Genomic DNA, 25,515 nt, shown 5'->3' with positions numbered 1-25,515 from the left:
CTCATGATCTCCTTTCGATTACAAGTTTGGATTTAATACGACTTTTAGCGAATCTGCACCACTTCTTACTAAATCAAAACCATGCTTAAAATCTTCAAGCGGCAAGGTATGCGTAACAACACCTTCTGTTGGTAGGTCTCCATTTTGAATGCCTTCAATCACGAGCGGATAACAATATGGCCCTAGGTGTGAGCCTAGAACATCGAGCTCCTTCCGGTCACTAATAATACTCCAATCCACCGTCACAGGCTCCTTAAACACTGAAAATTCCACAAAAGTCCCCAGCTTACGAATCAGCGTCAATCCTTGTTCGACCGATTTTTGCGCCCCAGTGGCTTCAATATAAATATCGCAACCATAGCCATCCGTCAAATCCTTAATAATCGTGACAACATCGTCTTTCGCAGGGTTTAGCACCATATCAGCACCAAATTTCTTGGCAAGTTCCAAACGGTCGTCAAACAAATCAAGAACAATCAACTTCTGAGGACCAGACTTTTTAATCGCACCAATCATTCCTAAACCAAGCGTCCCAGCCCCAGCAAGCACGACCACATCACCTAATTGGATATTTGCACGTTGCACCGCATGGAACGAACAGGCATAAGGTTCAATCAAAATCGCTTTCTCAATCGGCAAATCTTCTGGAACTAAATAATTTATCGCTTCTTTGGTAAATTTCATATATTCCGCCATGCCACCGTTTACATTTTTCTGGAAGCCATATAAATCATGCTTCTCACACATCCAATACTGACCGCGCTTACAAAAACGACAATCCCAACACGGTACAATCTGTTCCGAAATAACACGATTTCCGAGCTCAAACTCCGTCACTTGGTCCCCATAACCAACGACGTGTCCAATAAACTCATGGCCCGGAATCATCGGCGCCTTTATGTAAGCAGGTTGCTTCTCGTCACCCCAAAAACTAGGAGCCCCATCAAAAGCCTTCAAATCTCCCGCACAAATGCCGCACGATTCCACCTTCACTAAAATCTCGTGAGGCCCAATCTCAGGAACAGCAACTTCCTCCAAACGATAATCTCCAGGGGCATAAGCGACAATAGCTTTCATTTTTTGAGGGATATCTTTGCCTAACACCACATTGTCTTTACTCTTTTGACACATAAGAACATCTCCTTTTATTTTGATAAAGCGCTTTCTTGATTACTTCCCCATTATATTTTTATTTTCTGGCTTTGTCAATCATTTGTTTTCGTTTGTTTTCGTTATTTATCGATTGAGTGGGAAATGGATAATAAAAAACCTGATTTGATATTTTTGAAAGGGATATAAAGGAGGAAAGAACGGGGATGATGAGATATATTTAAGCGTGATTTTTATACTCTTTTTGTGTAATATATTATTTTAGTTCCTTTTTGAGCATTTAAAAAATCCTTTTTGTTGATTAAATGTTGAATAAATACAAATAGTATGCTATCATTATTTTAATTATTATCGTAGAAGGAGAGGAATCATGCTGAAAAATATTTTGAGTTCATTAATTTTGACGATTTTTATAGTAGTCATAAACGCTCTCTTTAACAATATAACTCACTTTTGGAGTTTTACTTTCATTACACTGATTTGCTCATTTATTGGGTTTACGGCTGGGGAGTTTATCTTTAATAAGTTCAAACAGAAAAACAGCTAAATCAGATAGTTTAGCTGTTTCTTTTCTTTGAATTTAATATAAAGCGAATGTAGGTCTACCATAGGCTACCCATGTATTTCCACTGCCATTCATATAGCCGTATGCATATACTTGCGTAATTTTCATTCCTTTTGCTTTCCCTTTTTTTATTTTATCTAAATAACCTTGAAGTTTAGCTTTTTCTGCTTTAGCAGCTTGATTCATTATAGTCGCTGTAGTACTGACAACTCCAGCAACTCCAACTTTACCAAATACTGATTTAGCCATGCTTCCAAGTCCTGCTGATGCCATTGCGGCAAAAGGCCCTGTTACGGCTTCGGTTAATGATGCATTTTTAATTTTCTTTTTGATATCACTAGCAGATAGTTTTGTAGTGACTGTTTTTCTTTTATCCCAGTTAGCTGCATGAACTTTATTAGAACTCTGGATTATCTTACCTACTGCCGGCGATAGTGTGAAACCAAATACTGCTGTTGAGACTAGCAAACCAATAATAAATTTTTTTAAACATAAAATGCTCTCCTTTTCTTCTAATGTCCTACCGAATATATCATGCAATATACAAATTACTATAATGCTTTTTTGCATTTTTTGAGGTGCCATTTATGCAGACTAAAATTGCTGCTAACTTTAGATTAGTAAGAAAAGTACGTGGATATACGCAAAGCGAATTGGCTAGTGGAATTTGTTCACAGAGCTTAGTTAGTCGATTTGAAAAAGGTTTGGATGTTCCTAATGCTATAGTATTAAATGAATTATGCGTAAAATTAGGTATTTCAATAGATGATTTATTTGCTTCTTCCATTTCAAGGACGATTACGGTTACTGATAAAATCTATTATCTATATCAAAATGAAAAATATAATGACTTACATACACTCGTTGATGAAAATCAATATGCAATCAATAGAATAATGTACAATTATCTGAAAGGATTGTGCTTATATAAAACAACGCAGGATTATGAAAAGGCAGTAATTTATTTGGAGTATGGATTGGATTTAATTGCTACAGAAAAATTGGGAATCTTATCATTCAATGAGCTTGAGGCATTTGTCTTTAGTGATTTAGGTATGAGTTATTTAGCGATGAACAAAAAGGACGAAGCCGAGAAACACTTAGTGGATAGCGTGATGACTTTGGAGAAGACACCTACAAGGTATATGCAGAAGTTTCATGCCAGAATATACTATCACATAGGCTATTTCTATATTCAAAATGGAGATTTAAAAAGAGCTATGATTTTTTTTGATATGGGTATAGAATATTGCAAGAACAACAGCTATCTCTATTTTTTTAATAATTGTTTGGTTGCCAAGCAAAGCTGCTTGTAACTGTTTTCTATCATTTGATTTTAGGAATGCAAAATCTAACTTTCGATTTTGCATTCCTTTTTGCTATGCGCAACGGAGAACTCACACTTTGCATCCCTTTCCTAATTTTGTCCACAAATCTATATTTCCACCACTATCCCGAGCCGCCAGAAAAAAGGTACACTTATTATGTTGAAAACACTTACAAAAAAGCGGGGTGACACGAATTGACGAAATTCTTCAAACAGCTCTACGCGAATAAAATTTGGCTATTCATGGTTTTACCGGGGGTTATCTGGTTTTTAATTTTTGCTTATTTACCGATGTTCGGGACTGTGATTGCGTTTAAAGATTACCGCGTAGATGGAAACGGTTTCATTTCAAGCCTTATGAACAGTGATTGGGTTGGATGGGACAATTTCAAATTTTTATTTAGAACAGATGATGCATTTATTATCACAAGAAATACCGTGCTCTACAATTTAGTCTTTATTATTGTGGGATTATTGCTAGGCGTGGCTTTGGCGATTGTCTTTAACAGCCTCGTGAACAAGCGAATGGCAAAAGTATATCAAACCGGTATGCTATTTCCGTATTTCTTGTCTTGGGTTGTTGTCAGCTACTTCCTTTACAGTTTCTTGAGTGAGGATAGCGGACTACTTAATTCACTAATTGTCTCCTTTGGTGGCGACCCGATTGCGTGGTATAGTGATCCACAATACTGGCCCTTTATCCTGATTTTTATGAATATTTGGAAGGGAATGGGTTATGGCAGTATCGTGTACCTTGCGGCGATTGCAGGCATCGATCGGAACTATTATGAAGCGGCAATGATTGATGGCGCAGGTAAATGGCAACAAATCCGCCATGTCACGATTCCAGCTTTGACGCCACTGATTATTATTTTAACAATCTTGAATGTCGGCAAAATTTTCAACTCCGATTTCGGCTTGTTTTATCAACTTCCGCGAAATTCAGGGCCACTTTTTCCAGTGACGGATGTTATTGATACATACGTTTACCGTGGTTTGACTTCACTTGGAGACATCAGTATGAGTGCTGCGGCCGGACTTTACCAGTCTGTTGTCGGTTTCATTCTTGTTATGCTGACAAATTATATCGTGAAGAAAATCGATCCTGAATACGCACTATTTTAGAAACGGAGGCGAGTTAATTGGCAGAACAAATCGAGCGAGTCGAACAATTAGAGCAGGTCAATGGAGACTTACGCCTGCCAAAACCCGGAAAACGCAAAAAAGCAAAACCAGATGTTATCGACTTCGGTCCAAATATGAACGTCGCAATGAATATCTTACTGGGTTTTCTAGCCATACTATGTGTTTTTCCATTCTTGTACATCATTGTTATTTCATTCAGCAGTCAAGATTCGCTAGCAACAGACGGTTTTCGGCTGATTCCGAATGAGTGGAGTACGGAGGCATACAAGTACTTATGGAACATGAAAGGGCAACTAATTCAATCTTACGGAATTACGATTGCTGTGACGGTTATTGGGACAGTCTTCAGTGTTGCGATGATTGCCCTATATTCATACGCAATTTCACGCCCACAATTCCGCTATCGCAAGCAGTTCACATTTTTAGCATTTTTTACGATGCTATTTAGCGGCGGGATGGTTCCAGCATACATCGTCATGACACAAGTACTACAACTGAAAAATTCTATCTGGGCACTGATTTTGCCACTTGCAATGAACGCCTTTTATATTATGATTATGCGAACCTTCTTCATTCGCTCAATTCCGGAGCCAATCTTAGAAGCCGCACGAATCGAAGGCGCCAGCGAATTGCGAATCCTATTAAAAATCGTGTTGCCATTATCACTTCCAGGTATTGCAACAATCGCCTTGTTTAGTACACTGGGCTACTGGAATGACTGGTTCAATGCGTCACTTTACATCGATAACCCACACCTAGTTCCACTACAATCCTTATTGATGAAAATTGAGAATAACTTAGAGTTTATGCGTCAAAATGCGGATATTGCATTCACTTCGGGTGCTTTTAAAGGTATTCCGCAAGACGGTGCAAAAATGGCGATGGTTGTTATTTCGACATTGCCAATCGCGATTACGTATCCATTTTTTCAAAAGTATTTTATTAGTGGGCTTACCATCGGCGGCGTCAAAGAATAGTTTCAGCGAACGGACAAGCATTCCTCTGTGTCGTTAAAGACTCTGTTCCGATGCTCACGTACGTTTGTACGCTCCGCTTCGGTACTCGTCTTTGCCTAGCAGCTAAACGCTTGTCCGCTCGCTGAGATTCGGCGGATGAGTCAGATATTTAGGGACAGTGTGTTTTTTGAAAGATGATGATAAAATGGAGTTAGAGGGATTTCTGGCTCCAATAAAGGGAGGATTTTGGATGAAGAAGAAAATGTTTCTGATGTTGATTTTGAGTGGGATTTTGTTGGTAATGGCAGCTTGTGGTAGTGATAAGTCGGCTAGTGGAGATGATGCGGTGACGTTGAAGTGGTACATGATTGGTACGCCGCAGAAAGATCATGATAAGGTTATGAAAGAAGTGAATAAATATACGCAAGAGAAGCTTGGCTTTGGTGTAGATATGACGCAAATCGACTGGGGTGACTATGGCAGTAGAATGCAAACGATGATTAATTCTGGGGAAAATTTTGATATCGCTTACACAGCGGCTGGAGAGTTTGCAACTTACTCGCAAAAGGGCGCGTTCATGGATATTTCGAAGTATCTAAATAAAGAAGGTAAGAAAATGAAGGCGGAGCTTAATAATGAGCTTTGGAAAGGCGTGACGATGGACGGGAAAGTCTACGGCGTTCCTTCAAACAAGGAAATTGGCGAACAACAAGTGTATGTTTTCAATAAGAACCTTGTAGATAAATACAAAATGGATATTTCAAAAGTCAATTCGCTAGCTGATCTTGGACCACTTTTGAAAGTAATCAAGGAAAAAGAGCCGAATATAACGCCGATTGGTGGGAATAAGGACTTTAAACCAGTAACGCCGTTTGATTATTTGATTGATTCGGCTGTTCCGCTACCATTTGCAGTGAATGAATATGATGACACTGGAAAGATTGTGAATTTCTACGATCAACCAGAAACGAAGCAAATTTTGAAAGACTTGCACACGTTTTATCAAGATGGTTATGTAAGTAAAGACATTGCGACGTCTACGGACCCGTGGTCTTATGAAAAGGAAAACTGGTTTGTGCGTATTGAGAAATATCAACCGTACGCAGAGTCGATTTGGGACAAGCAAACGAATGGTCAATACAAAGTTGTTACGCAACCAATTATGAAAACACCGGTTATTAAAAATAGTTCCGTAACAGGTGCGATTCAAGCGGTGTCTGTCACTTCGAAACATCCGAAAGAAGCTGTGGAATTCTTGAATCTATTAAATACAGATCCATATTTGCGTAATTTGGTGGACAAAGGAATTGAAGGTACGCACTACAAAGAACTTGATGACGGACGTATCGAAGACTTGCCAGCACGCGTGGAAAACTACTCAATGCCAACATATGCACTTGGAAACCACTTTATTTTGAAATTGTATGAAGACGAACCAGCGGACAAATGGGTGAAATTTGAAGAGTTCAACGCAGAATCCAAACCATCACCAGGCCTAGGTTTCTACTTTGACGCTAAAAAAGTCCGCACAGAAATCGCGGCAATCACTAACGTATGTAACGAATTTGGTCCAGCGCTACTAACAGGAACCGTTGACCCAGACACATACATGCCGAAATTCAAAAAGAAACTAAATGACGCGGGAATGAAAGCCGTCATGGAAGAAATGCAAAAGCAATATGATGCATTTAAGAAAGAAAAGAAATAACAATGAACGACAGAGCCATTTAATGTTCCGTAATAGAACTTAGATGGCTTTTTTTATATTCCTAAAATAAAAGGTTGACTTTGAGAAACTACAAGTGTAGAATTTAATTAACGACAATTGTAGAAAGTGATAGGTGAAGAGGATGAAAAGGTTACCGGATGCCGAATTTGAAATTATGAAAGCCGTATGGAAAAGTCAGCCGCCAGTATCGACAAACGAAATTATCGCCATGTTGGACAGCGATAAGCACTGGAAACCACAAACCGTTCTAACATTGTTGGTACGACTTATTGAACGTGATTTCTTAACTAGTGAAAAAGTTGGGCGTGAGAGAACTTATACACCGCTCATAACAGAAGAAATGTACTTGCAATCGGAAACCGAGCAATTTTTAGGGAAGCACTATAATAATTCGCTCGTGGGTCTTGTCAATACATTGTATAAAGGTGGTGATATTTCCGACGAAGACATAGACGATTTAAAAGATTGGCTTTCAAAAAGGGAGTGATAAAACTTGGAACAAATGATATATGCACTAATTGAAACATCACTTACAATGTCACTTATTATCGCCTTAGTGTTAGTCTTCCATCATTTTTTCGGAGATAAATACGCAGCAAAATGGCGCTACTATATCTGGTTTGCGGTACTGATAGGTTTACTGCTGCCATTTCGACCAGATTTTGAACATCCATTAGCGATAAAAACACCTGTCGCTTCGGAGTCCGTATTAGAGGCTCCTACTACCAATGTAAGTGAGGTTGTGAGCAAAGAAATCGTGGCAACTACGCCGAGCCAAGAAACAACAACTAGCGATGTTTGGTCATTACCAGTTATTATTTTCAGCATTTGGCTTGTTGGGTTCATTGTTTTTCTAGCATATAATGTTTGGAAGCATTACCGATTTTTGCACATGATTCGCAGATGGAGTAATTCAGTAACAGATAAAGCTATTTTAACCATATTTGAAAAAAGAAAAAAAAGCAATGGGAGTAGAGTCAAAGCGTATCGATATACATATGTGCGCATTTGAAATTAGCCCAATGTTGATAGGGTTTCGGAAGCCTATTGTTCTTCTGCCAAACAAAACAATTGATCAAGAAGAGCTAGCACTGATTTTACGGCACGAATTAGTGCACTATAAACGCAAAGACTTGTGGATGAACACACTATTGCTATTTGTGACCGCGATTCATTGGTTCAATCCAGCAGTATACGTAATGGGCAAGGCCATTCAAAATGATTGTGAAGAATCATGTGATGAAGCACTTTTACAAGGAGCGGATATTGAAAAACGAAGAAGGTATGGAGAAGCCATTATTGGTCTAATCCGAAATAAAAATGTACAACGCACAGCACTATCTACTAATTTTTACGGAGGGAAAAAGACATTGAAAAATCGACTGAAATCTATTATGGACACAAGTAAGAAAAAAGCAGGTGTAGCAGCACTTTGCGGAGTAGCAACCGTAACAGCTATTATTTTATCGGGCAGTATTTTCATGAATCAAGATGGCGACAAAGCAGAGGCATCAGCTGAAATCACAGCGAAGCGTGCGCAAGAAATTGCACTAGCCGAAGCTGGTGGCGGTAAAGTTGTGAAATACAGCCTTGATTATGAGAACGGGAAGAAATTTTATGATATTAAAGTTGTAAAAGGAAACACGGAGTACGATTTCGATATTAGCGCAACAGATGCTAAAGTATACAGCTTTGAGGAAAAAACAATCAAGAATACAGCAGCCACTGGGCTTAAAGTAACGCCAGAGATTACAATCGAAAAAGCAAAACAAATTGCCCTATCTAAAGCAGGCGGAGGTAGGGTAACAAAAGCAACTGTAGACTACGAAAATGGCAAGAAAATATATGACATTCAAATTGTAAATGGCAACGCGAAATACGAAATGGATGTCAACGCTACTGACTCTAAAATCTCAAGCTATGAGAAAGAGACAGTCAAAACACCACAAACACAAACATCAAAAAATAACACACCACAAAGCAATACATCACAAAAAAAGTGCATCACAGAGCAATTCGACAAGCCAATCTAAAGCAACAACACCAAAGACAACAACACCAAAAGCGAATACATCAAGCCAGCCAAAAACATCAGAAATATCTGCAGCTAGAGCGCAACAAATCGCATTAGGCCAAACTGGTGGTGGAAAAGTAACACAATCGCATGTAGACTACGAAAATGGTCGCAAAGTATATGATATTAAAATCATCAACGGTAACACAGAATATGATGTGGAAATCGGCGCTACGGATTCGAAGGTCTATGGTTTCGAGAAAGAAGTGCTTCGAGCAACAACACCGACAAAGCCGAACACGAGTAAGCCAAGCACAAACAACAACGTATCTGCGTATGATGACGACGACAAATATGACGATGATCGCTATGATAATGACTAATTAAATTGAATGAAACCATCTATTTCTCAATTTTGAAAAATGGATGGTTTTTTCGATGCTTTCTAATGTAATTCATTGAGAGAAGGGGTTCATTTAGGCTATACTTAATACAGAACGCACTAAAAAGAGTAGATTGGGAGGAGTAAATATGGTTGAAACTGTAAATCAGTACGTGGCGGATTTAGAAGTGGACGAACAACGCCAATGGACAACGAAATTCATAACGTTCATGCGTGAAAATTATCCTGACTTTGAAGAAAAAATATCCTATCAAATTCCAACTTTTAAATTTGGCAAGCAATACATTGCTTTTTCAAATGCAAAAACCCATTTTTCCGTGCATACACTCGACTTTGAGCTAGTTTCGGAGATGAAAAACCGTCTGCCAAATGCTAAATTTGGTAAAGGCTGTGTCAAGGTGAAATTTAAAGACGAAGAGGCCATACCTGTACTATTTGACTTTTGTCGAGAAATTGTGATACGAAATCACGTCGGTTAAGGAGGGCAAAGCGATGAATAAATATCCGGCCATCCATAAAGCGGCATTACAATTAAAAGGCACAAAACATGATTATAAAGCAGAATGGGCCGCTGATCGTTATTTTGTCGGTAAAAAAATGTTCGCGATATTGGGAACGAATAAGGAAGGCCGTAACATTTTGACAGTGAAAGTAGAACCGAGCCAAGGCGAGATTTTGCGTATTGAGAATCCTGCAATTATTCCCGGCTATCATATGAACAAATCACACTGGGTTTCCGTGCTACTGGATGAGGAGCAGAACGAAGAATTTTTGGCTAAACTGTTGGCACACAGTTACGAGCAAGTTTTGCAAAAGCTACCTAAATATAGGCGGGAAGAAATAGGAGATATGTAAATAAGAAAAAATCGGTGGTGATTGAAGGATACTATTCCATGATTGCAACCGATTTTTGTTTTTTTTGTAAAATCTGCAAAATTCAAAGAAAAGCGCTTAACTATATATTTTTGCAAAATTGAGAGGAATTATTTCGTGCATTATTAGTATTTCATAGCTATTCTTGCCAAATGTTCACAAAAAATTCACAATTAGACCTAACATATATTAGCTTTTATTTGATATAATTACAGAGATAACTCGAATATGAGCTATTAATTTTATAAAAAAAGAAGGAGTTGAATGGCATGTCAGGACAAATTAGAATGAGTCCAGCAGAACTACGTGATCGCTCAAAAACTTACGGTCGCAAAGGACAAGACATCGAACAAATTTTAAGAGAATTAGAACAGTTACAAGAACAATTACGTGGTGAATGGGAAGGGGAAGCATTCCGTAAATTCGATGATCAATTCCAACAATTGAAACCGAAAGTAACGGATTTCTCTAACTTAATGCACCAAATCGAGCAACAATTAAGCAAAACTGCAACAGCTGTGGAAGAAAACGATGCAGCTCTATCTCGCAACTTCGGCTTAAACTAAAGCGCTATCAGAAATTGCATGAAGTATACATATTACCAGTCTTTATGCAGTTGTCAAAAGGCCATGCAACCAAGAGTGTATGGCCTTTTCCTATTAGATAAATGGAGATGAAAAGTCATCTAAAAAATTTGATAATTCGAAGTACAGAGGTGCTTCTTATATATAACTAACTACGGGAGTGGATACAAGTGAAAAAAATAAAATGGAGCGTTCTGGTCTTTTTTGTGCTGGCCTTGCTTCTTTCAACGGGGACCTCGTTCTTAGCATTAGAACAAAATGCGGTGAAGAAGGAAACAGAAGGGAAAATGAAGAAATTATCAATCGCCCTTGTAAATAATGATAACGGTACGGTAGTAGACGGCACGGATATTAACTTTGGAAAAGCGCTGACAGCCAAAGTGTCAAAAGAGAATGACCAAGACTGGCAAACGCCCCCAGCTAGTTTTGCTAGAAATGGGCTGAAAAGTGGTACATATGATTTGGTGATTACAATCCCGCAAAATTTTTCCGAAAAAACAATGTCTATGAACTCAGAAAACCCGGAAAAAGCAACGATTGAATATCAAATTAGTAAAACAGGAAATAAAGATGCGGAAGCGGAAGCAGAGCGTGTCGCATTAGACAAAGTCAATGAACTGAACGGAAGAGTTATCGATGTTTATTTTGGCACGATTTTAAATAGTTTACAAACAGCACAGGATAGCATAAAGAAATTAGTAGCTAAAGAAGAAACATATGGTTCTATCTATAATGACCATGTAAATGCACCACTTTCACAATATACACAACAATTCAAAACAGTACAAGATTATACAGGGACATCTAAAGAAAGTTTCCGTGGATTACAAGATACGCTAAAAGGCTTTGGAACAGGGCTTGTAAACGGTACTAAAACCAATGAAACTTACTTCCAATCCCTCGAAAAACTGGCAAAGAACCAAGAAACAAACGCAATAGTAACGAAATCATTTGCAGAAAAAATGACACAAAACGACCAAGCCATGTCAACAGGAGACGTTTCCGAACAACTGGCTAGCCTAAAAAGCTCCAATGACGCCATTTACGAACAGTTTCAGAAGATGGCTGAAAACAAAACAATGGCAGTCCAAGTTGACAGCGTTCAGAAATATCTCGACACAATAAATGAGCAAGTATCCATGATTAACACCGAAATAAAAACAAAAATGGGTGAGGGCCTAACAGAAAACGTCAGAACAGATTTGCAAAACTATATTTCAGGACAAGACACAGGAAACCCTCAAACGATATCGCTAAATGATTTGGCAGATAGCAAGTTACATGATCGCTTTAACGACGCTATTTGGCGGGCAATGCAACAACTAAGCAACCATGATAAGAGCGTCTTTAAAAAAGCAATAGCAGACGGTGTTTACGATGCTGGAACGTATTTAAACGTCCTGAAACTAGCAGAGAAATACGCCTCAGAGAACAACAAAGATTGGGATAACACTATTATGACTGAGCTACCACGCGATAAAGAAATAGATGATGCGATGGCGGCTTATATGACGGATAAAATGGATGCAATTAAAGCAATAAGTAGCAATGTATCAGGTTATTATCGCTATCCAATTACGACGGAAGTCCAAATTGAACCATCGAAAGGAACACAGCGACTGTATTTTGCAGTTCCACGTGGCTTTTCTGTTTTTGAAGGAATGGATGCTGTCAAAATTAATTCAGATACATATCCAGTTCCTATTGCTGATATTAGTTACGACACGAATAAAGAACTCTGGTATATCGATTTGAAACCAGAATTTACGACAGAAGGTGAACCTGCTTTTAAAGCGACGTTAGCGATTGACCTTTATATGAAACAAGAAACGTTGACAAGCTCCTTTATTCAGCAGCCGATTGCCATTGATTTGTATAAAGAAATAACAACACCATCGGAGCCAGTGACACCAACACCGACAGACCCAACAGACCCAACAGACCCAACAGACCCAACAGATCCGGACGGTGAACAAGGTGGGGAGCAACCAGTAACGCCGGTAGAACCAAATCCCCCAACAGTTGAGACAAGTCATATTGGGATTGATACGCAGTACATGCTAAATCCAGAAGATGTGGAGAAAAAACGCCAAGAAGTATTAAGTAGCCTGCAAGCAACAGTGAAAAGTACAGCAGATGATACAGCTAAATTTGTAGCGCCATACTATCGTCTTGCGGAGCTATTCCGTGTGTATTACGGCATCAATGCGACCAACGACGCGCTTGACTTAGATGGAAAAAGTCTTGCAGAACTGGCAACTGCTAATTCATACTACACGCAATTCAATGACGACCGTATCACGGCAATCGTTTCGGCAATTACCGACAGCGTAACAAGATTCATTCAGCGAGATCTGGTGACTTTTCAGCAACAAGTAGACGAATCACAAGCACGTGTGGCGACAACAAAAGACAATGCTAATATACTCACAGACCGCCTAAACGAAGCGACCGCACAAGCAGCAACGATGAACCAAAGTGTTGCAAAAATGCTTGAAAATGTTGAAGCGTGGCGCAAAGCAAGTCAAGATTTGCTTGACAAAGGTGGGGTTGTAGTTACGAATTCAGGCGACGAAAAATCAGCGACGCTGGCACTAAGTAACGAATTTCAAACACTACTCACGCAGAGCAAATCACTCGCCGATACTTCTACAACAAACCTTAATTCCGCCAACAGTGTGTACAAAACTTTTGATGCTATTGATCAGCAAGCTAAGAGCATTCAAAATAGTGGACTTGGTATCGTAACGCAAGCCCAGCGACTATCCGCCAATATGTCTGATAAGTTAGGCCAAGACCAAACATTTGCGGGTAATTTCGCTAATGTGATGAAAAATAGTCGTGTCGGGGATCGTCCAAACGAAGATTTATACAATTTCTTGAGTAATCCAGTAACAAAAGTAAAAGGAGAGACGATTGCAGCAGGAGACACGTTTACACCGTATTTAATCGTACTAGTATGTTTTATTGTCTCACTATTTACAGGTTATGTTATCGCGGCACAAGAACGTAAACGCAAGCAAGAAGATGATTTTGAAGAAGAAATGGCACTGGCTTACCAAAACACGCCAATTACGTTGCTAACAGTCGGTATTGGGCTCATTGAAGGTGCGATTATTGGCGCGATTTCTGCCTATTTCCTTGATTTGCATAACGTCCTTTTTGTTTCTTGGATGGGGATTATTATCCTTATTATGCTCGTGTTCGTAACGATTGCGACGTACTTATTACGCCAACTACGAATGATTGGGATGTTCCTGCTTCTTGCAATTTTAGCGATGTATCTATTCTTGACAGAAGCAGTTGGTTTGAAAATTGATAAGGATTCGATATTGTCAACTGTACGCTCCATGTCACCGTTACAATATGTGGAAAACTTGCTTAATAGTTTTGCGAGTCGAGCAGATGATTGGCTAATCTTGATGTACAGCATGATTGCTGCGGCCGTAGTTGGTATTGTAGTGAACCTCTTTGTTTGGCATCGCAGCAAAAAAACAGAAGGAGACGATGATTATGACGCATAGAAAAATAACGCGTTTCCTCTTTGCCACTAGTATAGTGGTTGGTCTTGGCCTCGCGCTCCCAACCGCTACACTGGCTGCAACAGACGAGGATTCCTATCTTGGCGATGATGGTAAAATGGAAGTCCAAGTGGATCGCGCTAAAAAAACCGAAGCAGAAAAGGATGCCGAAAAAGACACGCACCAAACGGCTGCCGAAGAAGAGCAACTCAACTTATTCTCCAAAGAAAATGAAACACGCGACGCTGAAATCAAAGCATATGAAGATAAGCAACTAAAAGATTTGAAAGCATCTCTATTCGCAGACGAGGATACGAAAGCCGATACGTCAAAAGCTACACGAGCGACGTTATTCAAAGACAACACAGAAGCTGCACAAACCGATGCAACGAGTGCAAGTGAAACTGAAAAAGAAAGCAAATCGATTTGGTGGGTACTTGGAGGCATAGCGGTTCTTATTTGCGGCTTGCTCTACACACTAGTTCGTAAAGTATGGGAATAAAGAAGGGAGCATCAAACAATGGCACAAGACACACATATCAACGTTACCATTAATTTTAAAAAATGGGGTGGGCGGACGCATGATTTGCGCATTCCGAAACACCAACCAGTCAAAGCATTACTACTTAATCTTGTTGAAACATTAAAAATGACGCAGCCCAACATGTCTCACTGTGCGATTAAAGTGGCGAATAAAGAATTATTGCTTACTGACGATGACAGGCTTACTGATTTCCAAATCACGGACGGGGACATTATTGAAATTTTATAAAAAGGGAGACTAGAGAAAAATGATTACGAGAAAAATAATGGTAGATGCGATGGAATATAATTTTCAAATAGATGGAGCGAAATGGCAAGTCGGTTTTTCAAAATCACAAACAAAGGTGAAAGACATGCGTCAATTGGCGTTATTAAAAGAACGGTCTAACTTCTTTGTAGCCGCTGATTTCGAAGATAGAGGAGAAGCGCTTACTATCACATTTGATACGGAAGACAAGATAACGTGGGAGAACTTACAAGCGCTTGGTCGAAATGATAAATTGCGTGCAGTTGGCAATGTCGCGCGTTTTTCAGAGTTATTGAAGACACGATTTACGTTTTTCCTGCATCCGGATAACATGGTTTTTGATGTGAATGAGGTGCCCTATTTGGTATACCGCGGGATTCGGGATGTTTTGCCACCGTATACGATGACAGAAGAGAAGTTTTTGAAGCAATATAAATGCCTGATCGTGGCGCTTTTTTCGAAGAAGTATTCATACGATGAGCTGATTTCGGGGTCGTTGATCAATGCGAAAGGCACGGCGTTTGAGCGCAGTATTATTGATGCGAAAGACTTGGCGGAAATTCAGACGATTTTGACCGAAAGCTATACGAAAGAAAAAGCATCTGTAGAACGCAAAATGACGATGGTACCGCGCAAAAATTATCGCTTGTTTAAAGGTTTGACGATTGGTTTTATCATTGCTGCACTTGTTCTTGCAGTTCCGGTTGCTTATTTTTCCTTTGTAAAAGTACCGTTTCAAGAGAAGTTGCTCAGTGCGAATGCGGCGTTTGTTGCGGGAGATTATGAGAAAGTAAGCACGGAATTAGAAGATGTTGATGCAACGAAACTACCTGTTGCGAGCAAGTATGAGTTAGCGAAATCGTATTTGGAAACAGCGAATTTGGCGAAGTGGCAGAAAGATAAATTGCTCGCACAACTTACATTGAAATCACCAGAAGACTTCATGTTGTTCTGGATTTATGATGGACAAGGCGAATTAGCAAAGGCAAAAGAAATTGCGATGGCAGAGGAAGACACGCAATTGCGCCTGTATAATTTGTCCCGAGAATTAGATAAAGTAAACGCGGACAAAGAGATGAAAGCTTCCAAGCAAGTGTCAGAGCGCGAACGAATCAAGGGCGAAATGACAAAAATCAAAGAAGACCAAAAGAAAACAGAAGAACAAATGGCTAAAGATGCTGCCGACCAAAAAGCAGAAGATAAAGCACAAGCAACATCGGAAGTAGAATAGGGGGATGGCAATGGAGAAGCAACTACTCACGATTAGTTATGGCAATCAGCTACATAAATGCCAATTAGATATAAAAAAAGAAGTGACAATCGGCGGCGATTTGCATCATACGGTGACTTATGAGAATTTCGCGGATTCGCTACAAGTGGCGTGGAATGAGGACGCAGAGCAATGGTATTTGGGAGATATGCCGCTTGCGTTGAATGAGCGTCTGAATCTGGAAACATCGGACGGACAAGTGTTACAGCTTTATTTGACGGAAGATGTGGCATCGCAAGTTTTTGATACGACGACGAAATATTCGATTACGTTTGGCGAGAAGGATTTTAATGATGTGGTGATTGCGGGTACGACGGCGGATTTGTTGTTTATTCGCGAAGAACTGGGTACGCCGTTTAAGTTGAGCGTATACGGCGGTGTCGTGTATCACAATTATTATCGCGTGGAATCCGAATGTTTGCTACAAGCTGGCGATCAGCTGTATTTCGACGGGGTGACAATGCGAATTGGGAAGGAAGACATCGAAGTGATGGCTGGCGAAGGCCGTGTGCATGCGACGCTAGCTCAACTTGTGGCGCCAGATAATGCGTTTAGTGATGATTATCCAGATTACCACCGGTCACCACGGATTATTTATCGCGCCCCAGAAAGCAATATTACGATTGCAAAACCACCTAGTAAGCCGTCAAAACCAAGTGAAGAACTGATGAAAATCATTATTCCACCGCTAATTATGATTGCCATGTCGATTGTGATGATGATTTTGCGACCGAATCCGATTTTTGTATTGATGACACTTGGGATGACTGGCGCAACGCTAATTTTCTCGATAGTAACGTATGTGAAAAACCGCAAGAAATATAAAGTGGACATGAAAGAACGGGACGCGAGCTACCGTCGTTATTTGAAGGACAAAACATCCGAACTTCACGCGGCAGCCGAAGAACAAGCCCATTCGCTCCATTATCATTTTCCGACAGTATCAGAAGTGCGTGACATGGCGCTTTCTGTCGATTCCCGAATTTACGAAAAGACGATGTTTCACCATGACTTTTTGACGTATCGTGTTGGGACCGGGGAAGAGAATACCTCTTTTAATGTCGAATTTCAAGAGGAAGAATTTACGCAAGACAAAGACGAGTTAGTAGACAGTGCAAAAGAGCTGAAATCGCAATATTATTCGGTAAAAGACGTGCCGATGGGGACGGATTTAATGCACGGACCGGTTGGCTATATCGGGCACCGTTCGCTAGTCATTGAGCAGTTGCAGCTGCTAGTAATGCAAACCGCCCTTTTCCACAGCTACTATGATTTGCAATTCATCACCGTTTTCCCAGAAGAAGAAAAAGAACAGTGGGACTGGATGCGTTGGCTACCCCATGCGAGCCTGCGTGACATCAATGTTCGCGGTTTCGTATATCATGAACGTTCGCGCGACCAAGTGCTGAACTCACTGTATCAAATTTTGAAAGACCGCAAGATGGCCATCGATGAAAAAGGCAACAAGAACGAGCAAATGTACTTCTCGCCGCATTACGTGGTATTAATCACCGATGAGAAACTAATGCTAGACCATACCGTCATGGAATTCTTTAACGAAGACCCGAGCGAGTACGGCGTGTCCCTTGTCTTCGTGCAAGACGTAATGCAAAGCTTGCCAGAACACGTAAAAACCGTTATTGACATCCGCGACGCAAAAAGCGGTAACATTTTGCTAGAACAAGGCGAACTAGTCAATCGTCATTTCGCGCTGGATCATTTCCCAGCAGACTTTGACAAAGAAAGCGTCAGCCGAGCATTGGCGCCACTAAACCACCTACAAAACTTGAAAAACTCGATTCCAGAAGCCGTAACATTTTTAGAAATGTATGGTGTAGAGCGCGTGGAAGAACTAGGAATCAGTGCACGTTGGGAACAAAATGAGACCTATAAGAGCTTGGCCGTTCCACTAGGTTTGCGCGGAAAAGACGACATCGTCAACCTGAACCTACACGAAAAAGCCCACGGGCCACACGGTTTGGTAGCAGGTACAACAGGTTCCGGTAAATCCGAGATTATTCAGTCCTACATCATCTCACTTGCCGTGAATTTCCACCCGTACGAAGTCGCGTTCCTACTCATTGACTACAAAGGCGGAGGCATGGCGAATCTATTCAAAAACCTGCCCCATCTATTAGGAACAATCACGAACTTAGACGGCGCACAAAGCATGCGGGCTTTAGCATCCATCAAAGCCGAACTACAAAAACGTCAACGCTTATTCGGCGAACACGACGTCAACCATATCAACCAATATCAAAAACTATACAAACTAGGCGAAGCAACAGAAGCAATGCCCCATTTATTCCTGATTTCCGATGAGTTCGCCGAGCTAAAAAGCGAACAACCAGAATTCATGAAAGAACTAGTCTCCACCGCCCGTATCGGTCGTTCCCTAGGCATCCATTTAATCCTAGCAACCCAAAAACCAAGCGGCGTCGTGGATGACCAAATCTGGTCCAACTCGAAATTCAAACTAGCATTGAAAGTACAAAACGCATCCGACTCCAACGAAATCCTAAAAACACCAGACGCAGCCGAAATCACACTACCAGGACGCGCCTACCTCCAAGTCGGCAACAACGAAATCTACGAACTATTCCAAAGCGCATGGAGCGGCGCCGACTACGTCCCAGACAAAGACGACCAAGAACAAGTCGACACAACAATTTACGCCATTAACGACCTCGGTCAATACGAAATCCTAACCGAAGACTTAAGCGGCCTAGGCGACAAAGAAGACATTTCAAAAGTACCATCAGAGCTTGACGCGGTTATTGACTATATTCATGACTACACAGAAGAAGCAAACATCGCGATGCTGCCACGTCCGTGGTTGCCGCCGCTAGAAGATATGATTTATTTGCCGGATCTGCATGTTGTGGATTACAAAGAAGCGTGGGCGAAAGAGAAACGAGATTTAGAGCCAGTGGTTGGTATCGTGGATCAACCACACATGCAAAGTCAAGATACACATGCTATTAATTTAACGAAAGATGGCCACTTAGCGGTATTCTCAAGTCCAGGGTTTGGGAAATCTACATTCTTGCAAACAATGATGCTTGGGCTAGCAAGAGAACACTCACCAGCACACTTGAACGCTTATTTACTTGATTTTGGGACAAATGGTTTGTTATCACTTAAGAATCTTCCTCATATTGCAGATACAATTGGCTTAGAAGAGCTTGAGAAATGCCAGAAATTTGTACGGCGATTAACAGACGAAATCAGAAAACGTAAGAAATTACTAAGCGATTATAGTGTAGCTAATTTAAAAATGTATGAACAAGCTAGTGGTAATGAAGTACCGTATATTATGATTTTAATAGACAACTATGATGCAATTAGAGAAGAAGATGTTCTAGTTAATATGTTAGAGCCTTTGATTACGCAAGTTGCAAGAGAAGGTGCGGGTATTGGCATTCACTTACTAATATCTGGAGTTCGCCAAGCTGCACTTAGAATGCAACTAGCGTCAAATATTAAAATGCAGTTAGCCTTATTCATGATAGACAAGTCAGACACAAGTGCTATCGTGGGCAGAACAGATATGGTTATAGAGGAATTACCTGGTCGAGGACTTATCAAATTAGATGAACCGACATTGTTCCAAGCGGCCTTACCAAATATCGGTGAAAATGCCTTAGAAATTATTGAAGCAAATCAAAAAGAAGCCGAACAAATGAAAGCAGACTGGACAGGCCCACTCCCAAGACCAATTCCAATGGTGGCCGAAGAGTTCTCCATGGAAGAATTCTTTGCTATGGAAGCCACAGATAAGCATCTTGCAAGCTACGGAGACTTACCAATAGGAATCGATTATGAATTCGCAGAGCCAGTTGCCATTCCTCTTTATAAGCAAAATGTTATTGTTTCAGCAGGAAGTTCATCCGAAGTTGTGAATAACCTGAATGCATTTGCAAAAATCATAGTTAAAAAAGCAGGTGTCGAAACTGCAGTCATAGATCAGTCGTCAATGGGACTTATAAATACAAGACAACTTGTCGATGACTATTTATCAGTGATATCCGAAATTGAAGAGTACATTGAAGATGTTTTTGATGAGTTTAAAGAACGGGAAGAAGCTTACTTAGAGATGGTGCAGTCAACAGATATTCCTACTAATCCATTTGAATTTTATCAAAAGTATACTAGAAAATGTATTATCTTTAATGGGTTGCTTCAAATCAATGAGTCTCTGTCTTCAAGAGCACAATCGCAGCTATTTGAAATGCTACAACAAGATGGTAAGACAGGTATCTGGTTTATTATTGGAAACGAGGTAGGTGTTATCAATAAAGGCTATGGTGATTTAGTGAATAAAATAAAAGATAGTAAGTTGGTTGTTCTTTCGATGCGCGTTTCTGATCAGAGCGTATTCAATACAACAAACAGAATGATGCAAGAGAAGCCGCTAGGTAAGGCAGAAGCTTATATAATTTTTGAAGGACAAGTACAGAAAGTCAAACTAGGTATGTAGAATTACTTATGTAGCTTGTTTTCTCAAGCAAGCTACATAAAAAGGAGTGATAAAATGGCTGGAAATGATGCAGAGCTTTTAGAGAGAATTAATAGAAATAAAACTAAAAGAAGAAAATATGAAGCAGTTATAAAAGTAATCCATTCCAATAAATTAAATGAATCCCGCTCTGGGGATATGTCTTCCATGGTCACATTTATTGATACAAACCGTGAGAAAGTGCAGAGATTGGATAGTGACAGTGGTTACGCGTATTTATCAACATTATCGACAAAGCTAAGAAAAGACATTGGCGACCTTGAAGATTATGTTGATTTTGCCAATGACTCCATAAAATCTATTCAAGCATTGTGTGAAACTTTAGAAAGCAAAAAGAAAACACTTGATAATAGCATTAGTGATGATGTAGATAAGTACAACGAAGGAAAGATGTTTTGGGAGCATGAGAAGAAAGGGGATGGGTGGTTATGGTAGACACTTCCGAATTAAAAAATATCAATTCAATCCAAGACAAATTCACCTCAGACAAAGTAAAATACAATAATGCGAGAGCCGCAGAAGCACTTACGAAACTAAAAGCAGCAGTCAAGCTAATCGATGATACCATTCCATCTGACCTCGATCGAATTACTGCCAAAGAATCTATGTGGAAAGGTAAAAGTAAAACAGAATACGAAGAATTGAAAAGTTTTTACATGCGTTTCAGAAAAGATTTCAATAAATCGGTAACAGCATATCGAGATGTTGCCGATGGTGCAGACTACTTATTGAATCATGTTTCAGAAGCCAAAGTACTTAAAGAAGTGAGCGATGCCTAGTGGAATTTACAAGTGAAGCATTGTATGCGTTGAATATGCTAAATGACGATACCATCTCAATTTTTAATATCCCAATCCCAGTTTATACCGAGGATGAACGTGAAAATCTCCAAATAGTCCTAGAAAAAGGATATGAAGATTTAGAAAAAATGCAGTTAATTATTGATGACGAACCTACTGAAATTTGCTCTGAATATGGTTATATACTTAAAAAATATACAAAAAGCAAAACGATATATGATTTTAAATAGTTTTACTTGTGCAGTGGATGTAGACAAAAACAAAATGTTTTCTCATGTCATTGAAAAGACGCAAGATAATCAATACACCGTAGAACGGACAACAAAGATGGTGTTACTAGCTGTGTTTTACCAGAACATAAAACTCCTACAGCAACTAGACACAAAAAAACAAAGCGAGGACACAAAAATATGGCAGGACTACGCGCTGGTTCGTTTACAAGCCTATTATAACCAAAATGAAGCATTCAACTTACAATATTATGAATACGGTAAATGCACATACTCTTCTCTCATTATTGACAATGACAGCGAACTCATTGAATATGATTTACCAAGACAAAAAGCAAGATCAATAGCAGGAAAAACATTAAAAAAACAATTAGTCAAGTTTATGAAAGTGCAGGTGTAAAAAATGACTGGTGGAGAAATTTCTATTTCATTGACCGAACAAGAACAACTTCTAGTCGAAATGCAAAAACTTGTGCAACATTCCGGAGAACTGACGAAACTCCTCCAAGAAGCGGGAGAAGCAATAAGTGCTATTTGCATGGAAGGACAGTTCAAGGATAGAATAGTAAATAATGAGCAAGGTACTATTTCAAGATTTACACTAAAAGCGCAAACACTACAAACGTTGGCAGAAGTGTTGTCCATACAAACGGAGAATACCTACAAATCAATGATTGACACAGATAAAATGCTAGCGATGCAAGTAGTCAATGCACTTTTAAACGAAGAAGGAACAAGCGTTGAATTTAAATTAGCATGTGAACAAGACCCTAACGGTGTAGTAAATCAAGTAAAAACGGTTATCCAAGACCAGAAAAATGGAGGTGTCTCATGACGATTTATAAAAGTGACAAATCCTTATTCAAAAATGCTTCTAGCAGCGGGAGTACTTATACAGGTTCATACTATTCTGGCTATAGTGCAGGCAATCAAATGACCTCAGAATCCTATGCCTTACAACGCATGAGCGATATACTAGATGGCATAAAAGAAGTCAAAGCAGAACTAAACGGCCAAGGTTTGTCGGACTTATTTCCAGCACGTGGAACATCTTCTTTATCCGCTAGCAAAGGAAAAAGCGGCTTAAAAAAGAAATACGAACACGCCAATGAACTCGTCACTTTAGCTGGTCGTATACACAAAGAAGTCATGCAAAACATTGACGGAAAGATTACCCAAGCAATGAATGACGCAGTAAAAACACTCGATAATGTCAATGAGGGGAACAATACCTACAAAACAAACAAACTCACATTTGACCAAACACACACCATCACTGATACTTATTCTGGGATGACTTCGACCTACACGACACAAAGCAAATACACCTTAGATCAAATACTGAACTCGAGTGACACACCTATCCATGCAGCTAAAATACTCTACGACGAACGCGTAAAACTAATCCATCAACTCATGGAAAATGGCGAAATTACAGACAAAGACACCATCAAAGAATTAAAAGGAATGAGCAACGACGACTTAGTCCGCGCATTCTATCCAACCCAACTAGGCGAATTTGAAGAACTAAAGTCAACCTGGCATGAAAACAATGCGGGCTGGCTAAAATGGGTAGACATCGGCTTAAGCGTCGTGGTAGGCGTGGCTTTAGTAGCCTCCGCATTTGTCACAGGTGGCGCTTCCCTCTTGTTAGCAGCCCCCGCGCTCGCTTATTTAGGCACGAAAGCCGTTGTCGGAATCACAGGCGGCACAAACATGATTACAGGAGATATACTAGACACCGAAGACAAAGTATGGCTAGGCGTAGATTTCATCGCCTCAAGCCTATCGTTCGGAGCAGGAGCCATCGTGACAAAACTAGGAGCAAGCCTAAAAGAAGGCTCAACACTCGCAAGCACACTCAAACTTGCAGGCAACGCAGAAAATATAGCCGGAAAAATCGACCTAGCCGTAACAACCATCAAAAACCCACTACTAGGCATGACACTAATCGGAGGAGAAAAAGGCATTGGCCTCATCGCATCCAAAGTCATCAGCAAATTCAACGTCCGCCGAGTAGCCGCAGCAATTGACGAATCCAGCCTAGGAAAAGGCTGGCACGATTATTTCGACACCTCGGATTTTAATGATTTGTATGGTACTCAGCGAAATCGTCTGAAAGACCTGTCATCTAAACTAGGTGGTGGCTTTACCGAAGAACAATTGGCTATCGTTAATAAGTACTATGATTTCCAGTTACCGCATGGTGTGGGAGATGGTGCTTATACGGGGATTGGGATTAGAGAATGGCAATCAGGTGCAATGGTTGATCTTGATGATCAAGAAATTATTGCAAAATTCAACGCAGAAATTAATAAATATAACTCTGCCCAAGTAAAATTAGTGAACATATATGATAGTAAACAAACGAAAGCGGTCATTGATATCTCAAAAAATATCACTAGTACCTTAGTGAGAGATGGCATCCCAGAGCAACTTTGGGAAGAGATTTATGAAAAACTTAAGGTGCCAGAGGGACTGAGAGGTGCTAAGGCATTAACAAATTAAATTATATGAGGAGATAATTATAAAATGACATTCTTCAGAAAAATATTTGGGGCTACTAATCTCACCAAAACGCAGAATTTATATGGGACAGGTGAAGATTGGCGCAAAGCTGACAAAAAACAATTAGCTATATACAAAGAAAATATCACTAATGGTATAGAGAATGGCGAAGTATCTATTTTGATGCTGGGAAGATTTTTAATGGGAGCCGGGGAGCCAGAGGAAGGCGAGCGTATGCTCCATCAGGCGGTACTGGATAATGTCGAGGGGGCAGAAAGTGATTATGTAGATTCAGTTTCATATTACTATATGATGACAGATAAATATAATCGCTCTGCTAAACAAGACCCGTGGTATATTAAATGGGTGGATGCAGCCAAGGTATGCGTCGAAAACGGAGAAAAAGAATCTGAAGTTAGATTAGCCGATATTTATAGTACTTGCTATGATATAAATGATCCAGAATTTGAGGACATAGCTAAAGAAACTATTCGTTTATACAAAATAGCTGCCTCAAAACATCAATCAAGAGCCGCATTAAATTACGCTATTTTTATTATGGACAAGCTGGCGACAGAAGCTTATAAAAAGATAAAGAATAGTCAAGACGTAGAATGGAGTTCTGCCGAGCCTTATATTTTACAAGCATTGACTGATGAAAAAAATACATCGGACAGGGACTATGCTTATTCGACGATGGCTCGTTACTACTCTACTATTATCCATAAAAAAGTAGCTCAAGCGATAGATTGTTATATTAAAGAAATAGAATTAGATGGAATCGCTGAAGATATAAAATACAATGAAAAAAAAGGTTTTGAGTTATATGGCACCAGATATAAAGGATAAGGATTATATCTACACTACATTAAATAATTATAGCATCTATTTTGACTTTCTAAGTCTGTCATATTTCTTGAAAAAGCAAGGAGAAATGGAAGAAATTTGTGATAATTATGTATATCAAATTGATAAAAAACGAGGCTCCAATTTCTCGAAAAGTATGAGTAGGGATCAAGCCATGGATATTTTGAGTAAGTACTATTTAGCTAATGAATCTGAGCTTAGCAACAAGGATATAAAGTTTACAAAAGCATCTTATGATTTCATGGAGAAGAGGAAAGCAAGCATAGCCGCAATAGATTAAATAATATAGCTAGATAAACTAAT

Annotated in this window: 26 protein-coding genes; 24 read left to right on the top strand and 2 right to left on the bottom strand. The window is 39.7% G+C overall.

The genetic code is table 11. The features are described 5' to 3' along the window. Positions 1-18: 18 nt before the first annotated feature. Together PRIP_RS12500 and PRIP_RS12495 are read right to left on the bottom strand one after the other, a co-directional pair. Positions 19-1,131 (bottom strand): MDR/zinc-dependent alcohol dehydrogenase-like family protein, encoded by a 1,113-nt coding sequence (locus tag PRIP_RS12500; protein WP_036101448.1) that lies wholly within the window; start codon positions 1,129-1,131, stop codon positions 19-21. Positions 1,132-1,690: 559 nt separating this feature from the next. Beyond that, positions 1,691-2,260, bottom strand: coding sequence for a hypothetical protein (locus PRIP_RS12495; protein ID WP_036101447.1), 570 nt, complete (start codon positions 2,258-2,260; stop codon positions 1,691-1,693). Between the two features lie 2 nt (positions 2,261-2,262). On the opposite strand from PRIP_RS12495, the gene PRIP_RS12490 reads away from it, so the two are divergent. From PRIP_RS12490 to PRIP_RS12380, 24 genes are all read left to right on the top strand, one after another. Further along, the gene (locus PRIP_RS12490; RefSeq protein WP_036101446.1) at positions 2,263-2,991 is read left to right on the top strand and encodes a helix-turn-helix domain-containing protein; all 729 of its coding nucleotides are present in this window, start codon (positions 2,263-2,265) and stop codon (positions 2,989-2,991) included. Between the two features lie 254 nt (positions 2,992-3,245). Next, on the top strand, positions 3,246-4,127 hold the full coding sequence (locus PRIP_RS12485) for an ABC transporter permease (protein ID WP_052008926.1): 882 nt from the start codon (positions 3,246-3,248) through the stop codon (positions 4,125-4,127). A 17-nt stretch (positions 4,128-4,144) separates the two neighbouring features. After that, positions 4,145-5,125 carry a carbohydrate ABC transporter permease gene (locus PRIP_RS12480; protein ID WP_036101444.1) on the top strand — a complete coding sequence of 327 codons (981 nt, stop codon included), beginning with the start codon at positions 4,145-4,147 and terminating at the stop codon, positions 5,123-5,125. A 229-nt stretch (positions 5,126-5,354) separates the two neighbouring features. After that, entirely contained in the window at positions 5,355-6,812 is a 1,458-nt protein-coding gene (locus PRIP_RS12475; RefSeq protein ID WP_036101443.1) for an ABC transporter substrate-binding protein, read from the top strand. Positions 6,813-6,954: 142 nt separating this feature from the next. After that, positions 6,955-7,320: a BlaI/MecI/CopY family transcriptional regulator gene (locus PRIP_RS12470; protein ID WP_036101442.1), complete on the top strand. Its 366-nt coding sequence runs from the start codon at positions 6,955-6,957 to the stop codon at positions 7,318-7,320. 15 nt (positions 7,321-7,335) lie between these two features. After that, positions 7,336-7,845, top strand: coding sequence for a M56 family metallopeptidase (locus PRIP_RS16390; RefSeq protein WP_241434180.1), 510 nt, complete (start codon positions 7,336-7,338; stop codon positions 7,843-7,845). Beyond that, complete coding sequence (locus PRIP_RS16385) at positions 7,799-8,866, top strand: M56 family metallopeptidase (RefSeq protein ID WP_149023824.1); 1,068 nt, start codon at positions 7,799-7,801, stop codon at positions 8,864-8,866. Before PRIP_RS16390 ends, PRIP_RS16385 begins: the two co-directional genes overlap by 47 nt. Then, positions 8,754-9,230: a PepSY domain-containing protein gene (locus tag PRIP_RS16380; protein WP_052008911.1), complete on the top strand. Its 477-nt coding sequence runs from the start codon at positions 8,754-8,756 to the stop codon at positions 9,228-9,230. The genes PRIP_RS16385 and PRIP_RS16380 overlap by 113 nt, the downstream gene beginning before the upstream one ends. 148 nt (positions 9,231-9,378) lie before the next feature. Then, positions 9,379-9,729: an iron chaperone gene (locus PRIP_RS16375; RefSeq protein WP_052008910.1), complete on the top strand. Its 351-nt coding sequence runs from the start codon at positions 9,379-9,381 to the stop codon at positions 9,727-9,729. 13 nt (positions 9,730-9,742) lie between these two features. Beyond that, complete coding sequence (locus tag PRIP_RS12450; protein WP_036101441.1) at positions 9,743-10,105, top strand: MmcQ/YjbR family DNA-binding protein; 363 nt, start codon at positions 9,743-9,745, stop codon at positions 10,103-10,105. 287 nt (positions 10,106-10,392) lie between these two features. Beyond that, on the top strand, positions 10,393-10,689 hold the full coding sequence (locus PRIP_RS12445; RefSeq protein ID WP_036084585.1) for a WXG100 family type VII secretion target: 297 nt from the start codon (positions 10,393-10,395) through the stop codon (positions 10,687-10,689). A 188-nt stretch (positions 10,690-10,877) separates the two neighbouring features. After that, on the top strand, positions 10,878-14,231 hold the full coding sequence (gene esaA, locus PRIP_RS12440; RefSeq protein ID WP_036101440.1) for a type VII secretion protein EsaA: 3,354 nt from the start codon (positions 10,878-10,880) through the stop codon (positions 14,229-14,231). Further along, a complete protein-coding gene (gene essA / locus PRIP_RS12435) occupies positions 14,221-14,730 on the top strand; it encodes a type VII secretion protein EssA (RefSeq protein ID WP_036101439.1) in 510 nt (169 codons plus the stop codon). Before esaA ends, essA begins: the two co-directional genes overlap by 11 nt. An 18-nt stretch (positions 14,731-14,748) precedes the next feature. Next, positions 14,749-15,000 carry an EsaB/YukD family protein gene (locus PRIP_RS12430; RefSeq protein WP_036084580.1) on the top strand — a complete coding sequence of 84 codons (252 nt, stop codon included), beginning with the start codon at positions 14,749-14,751 and terminating at the stop codon, positions 14,998-15,000. Positions 15,001-15,019: 19 nt separating this feature from the next. After that, positions 15,020-16,249, top strand: a complete 1,230-nt coding sequence (essB, locus tag PRIP_RS12425; RefSeq protein WP_036101438.1) for a type VII secretion protein EssB — start codon at positions 15,020-15,022, stop codon at positions 16,247-16,249. Positions 16,250-16,259: 10 nt separating this feature from the next. Continuing rightward, complete coding sequence (gene essC, locus PRIP_RS12420; protein WP_036101437.1) at positions 16,260-20,768, top strand: type VII secretion protein EssC; 4,509 nt, start codon at positions 16,260-16,262, stop codon at positions 20,766-20,768. 54 nt (positions 20,769-20,822) lie between these two features. After that, on the top strand, positions 20,823-21,242 hold the full coding sequence (locus PRIP_RS12415; RefSeq protein WP_036101436.1) for a hypothetical protein: 420 nt from the start codon (positions 20,823-20,825) through the stop codon (positions 21,240-21,242). Further along, positions 21,236-21,586, top strand: a complete 351-nt coding sequence (locus PRIP_RS12410) for a hypothetical protein (RefSeq protein ID WP_036101435.1) — start codon at positions 21,236-21,238, stop codon at positions 21,584-21,586. The genes PRIP_RS12415 and PRIP_RS12410 overlap by 7 nt, the downstream gene beginning before the upstream one ends. After that, on the top strand, positions 21,586-21,837 hold the full coding sequence (locus tag PRIP_RS12405) for a hypothetical protein (RefSeq protein ID WP_036101434.1): 252 nt from the start codon (positions 21,586-21,588) through the stop codon (positions 21,835-21,837). The genes PRIP_RS12410 and PRIP_RS12405 overlap by 1 nt, the downstream gene beginning before the upstream one ends. Further along, positions 21,824-22,237 (top strand): hypothetical protein, encoded by a 414-nt coding sequence (locus PRIP_RS12400; RefSeq protein ID WP_036101433.1) that lies wholly within the window; start codon positions 21,824-21,826, stop codon positions 22,235-22,237. Before PRIP_RS12405 ends, PRIP_RS12400 begins: the two co-directional genes overlap by 14 nt. Before the next feature lie 3 nt (positions 22,238-22,240). Further along, positions 22,241-22,672 carry a hypothetical protein gene (locus PRIP_RS12395; protein ID WP_036101520.1) on the top strand — a complete coding sequence of 144 codons (432 nt, stop codon included), beginning with the start codon at positions 22,241-22,243 and terminating at the stop codon, positions 22,670-22,672. After that, positions 22,669-24,345, top strand: a complete 1,677-nt coding sequence (locus tag PRIP_RS12390) for a hypothetical protein (protein WP_036101432.1) — start codon at positions 22,669-22,671, stop codon at positions 24,343-24,345. The genes PRIP_RS12395 and PRIP_RS12390 overlap by 4 nt, the downstream gene beginning before the upstream one ends. Before the next feature lie 24 nt (positions 24,346-24,369). Then, positions 24,370-25,194, top strand: a complete 825-nt coding sequence (locus tag PRIP_RS12385; RefSeq protein ID WP_036101431.1) for a hypothetical protein — start codon at positions 24,370-24,372, stop codon at positions 25,192-25,194. Beyond that, positions 25,172-25,492 carry a hypothetical protein gene (locus PRIP_RS12380; protein WP_036101430.1) on the top strand — a complete coding sequence of 107 codons (321 nt, stop codon included), beginning with the start codon at positions 25,172-25,174 and terminating at the stop codon, positions 25,490-25,492. Before PRIP_RS12385 ends, PRIP_RS12380 begins: the two co-directional genes overlap by 23 nt. Positions 25,493-25,515: the final 23 nt, after the last annotated feature.

This window comes from Paenilisteria riparia FSL S10-1204, from assembly GCF_000525995.1.
In the GTDB taxonomy this organism is placed as follows: domain Bacteria; phylum Bacillota; class Bacilli; order Lactobacillales; family Listeriaceae; genus Listeria_A; species Listeria_A riparia.
Note: the sequence above shows the minus strand (reverse complement) of the source record. Positions and strands in the feature narration are given on the sequence as shown.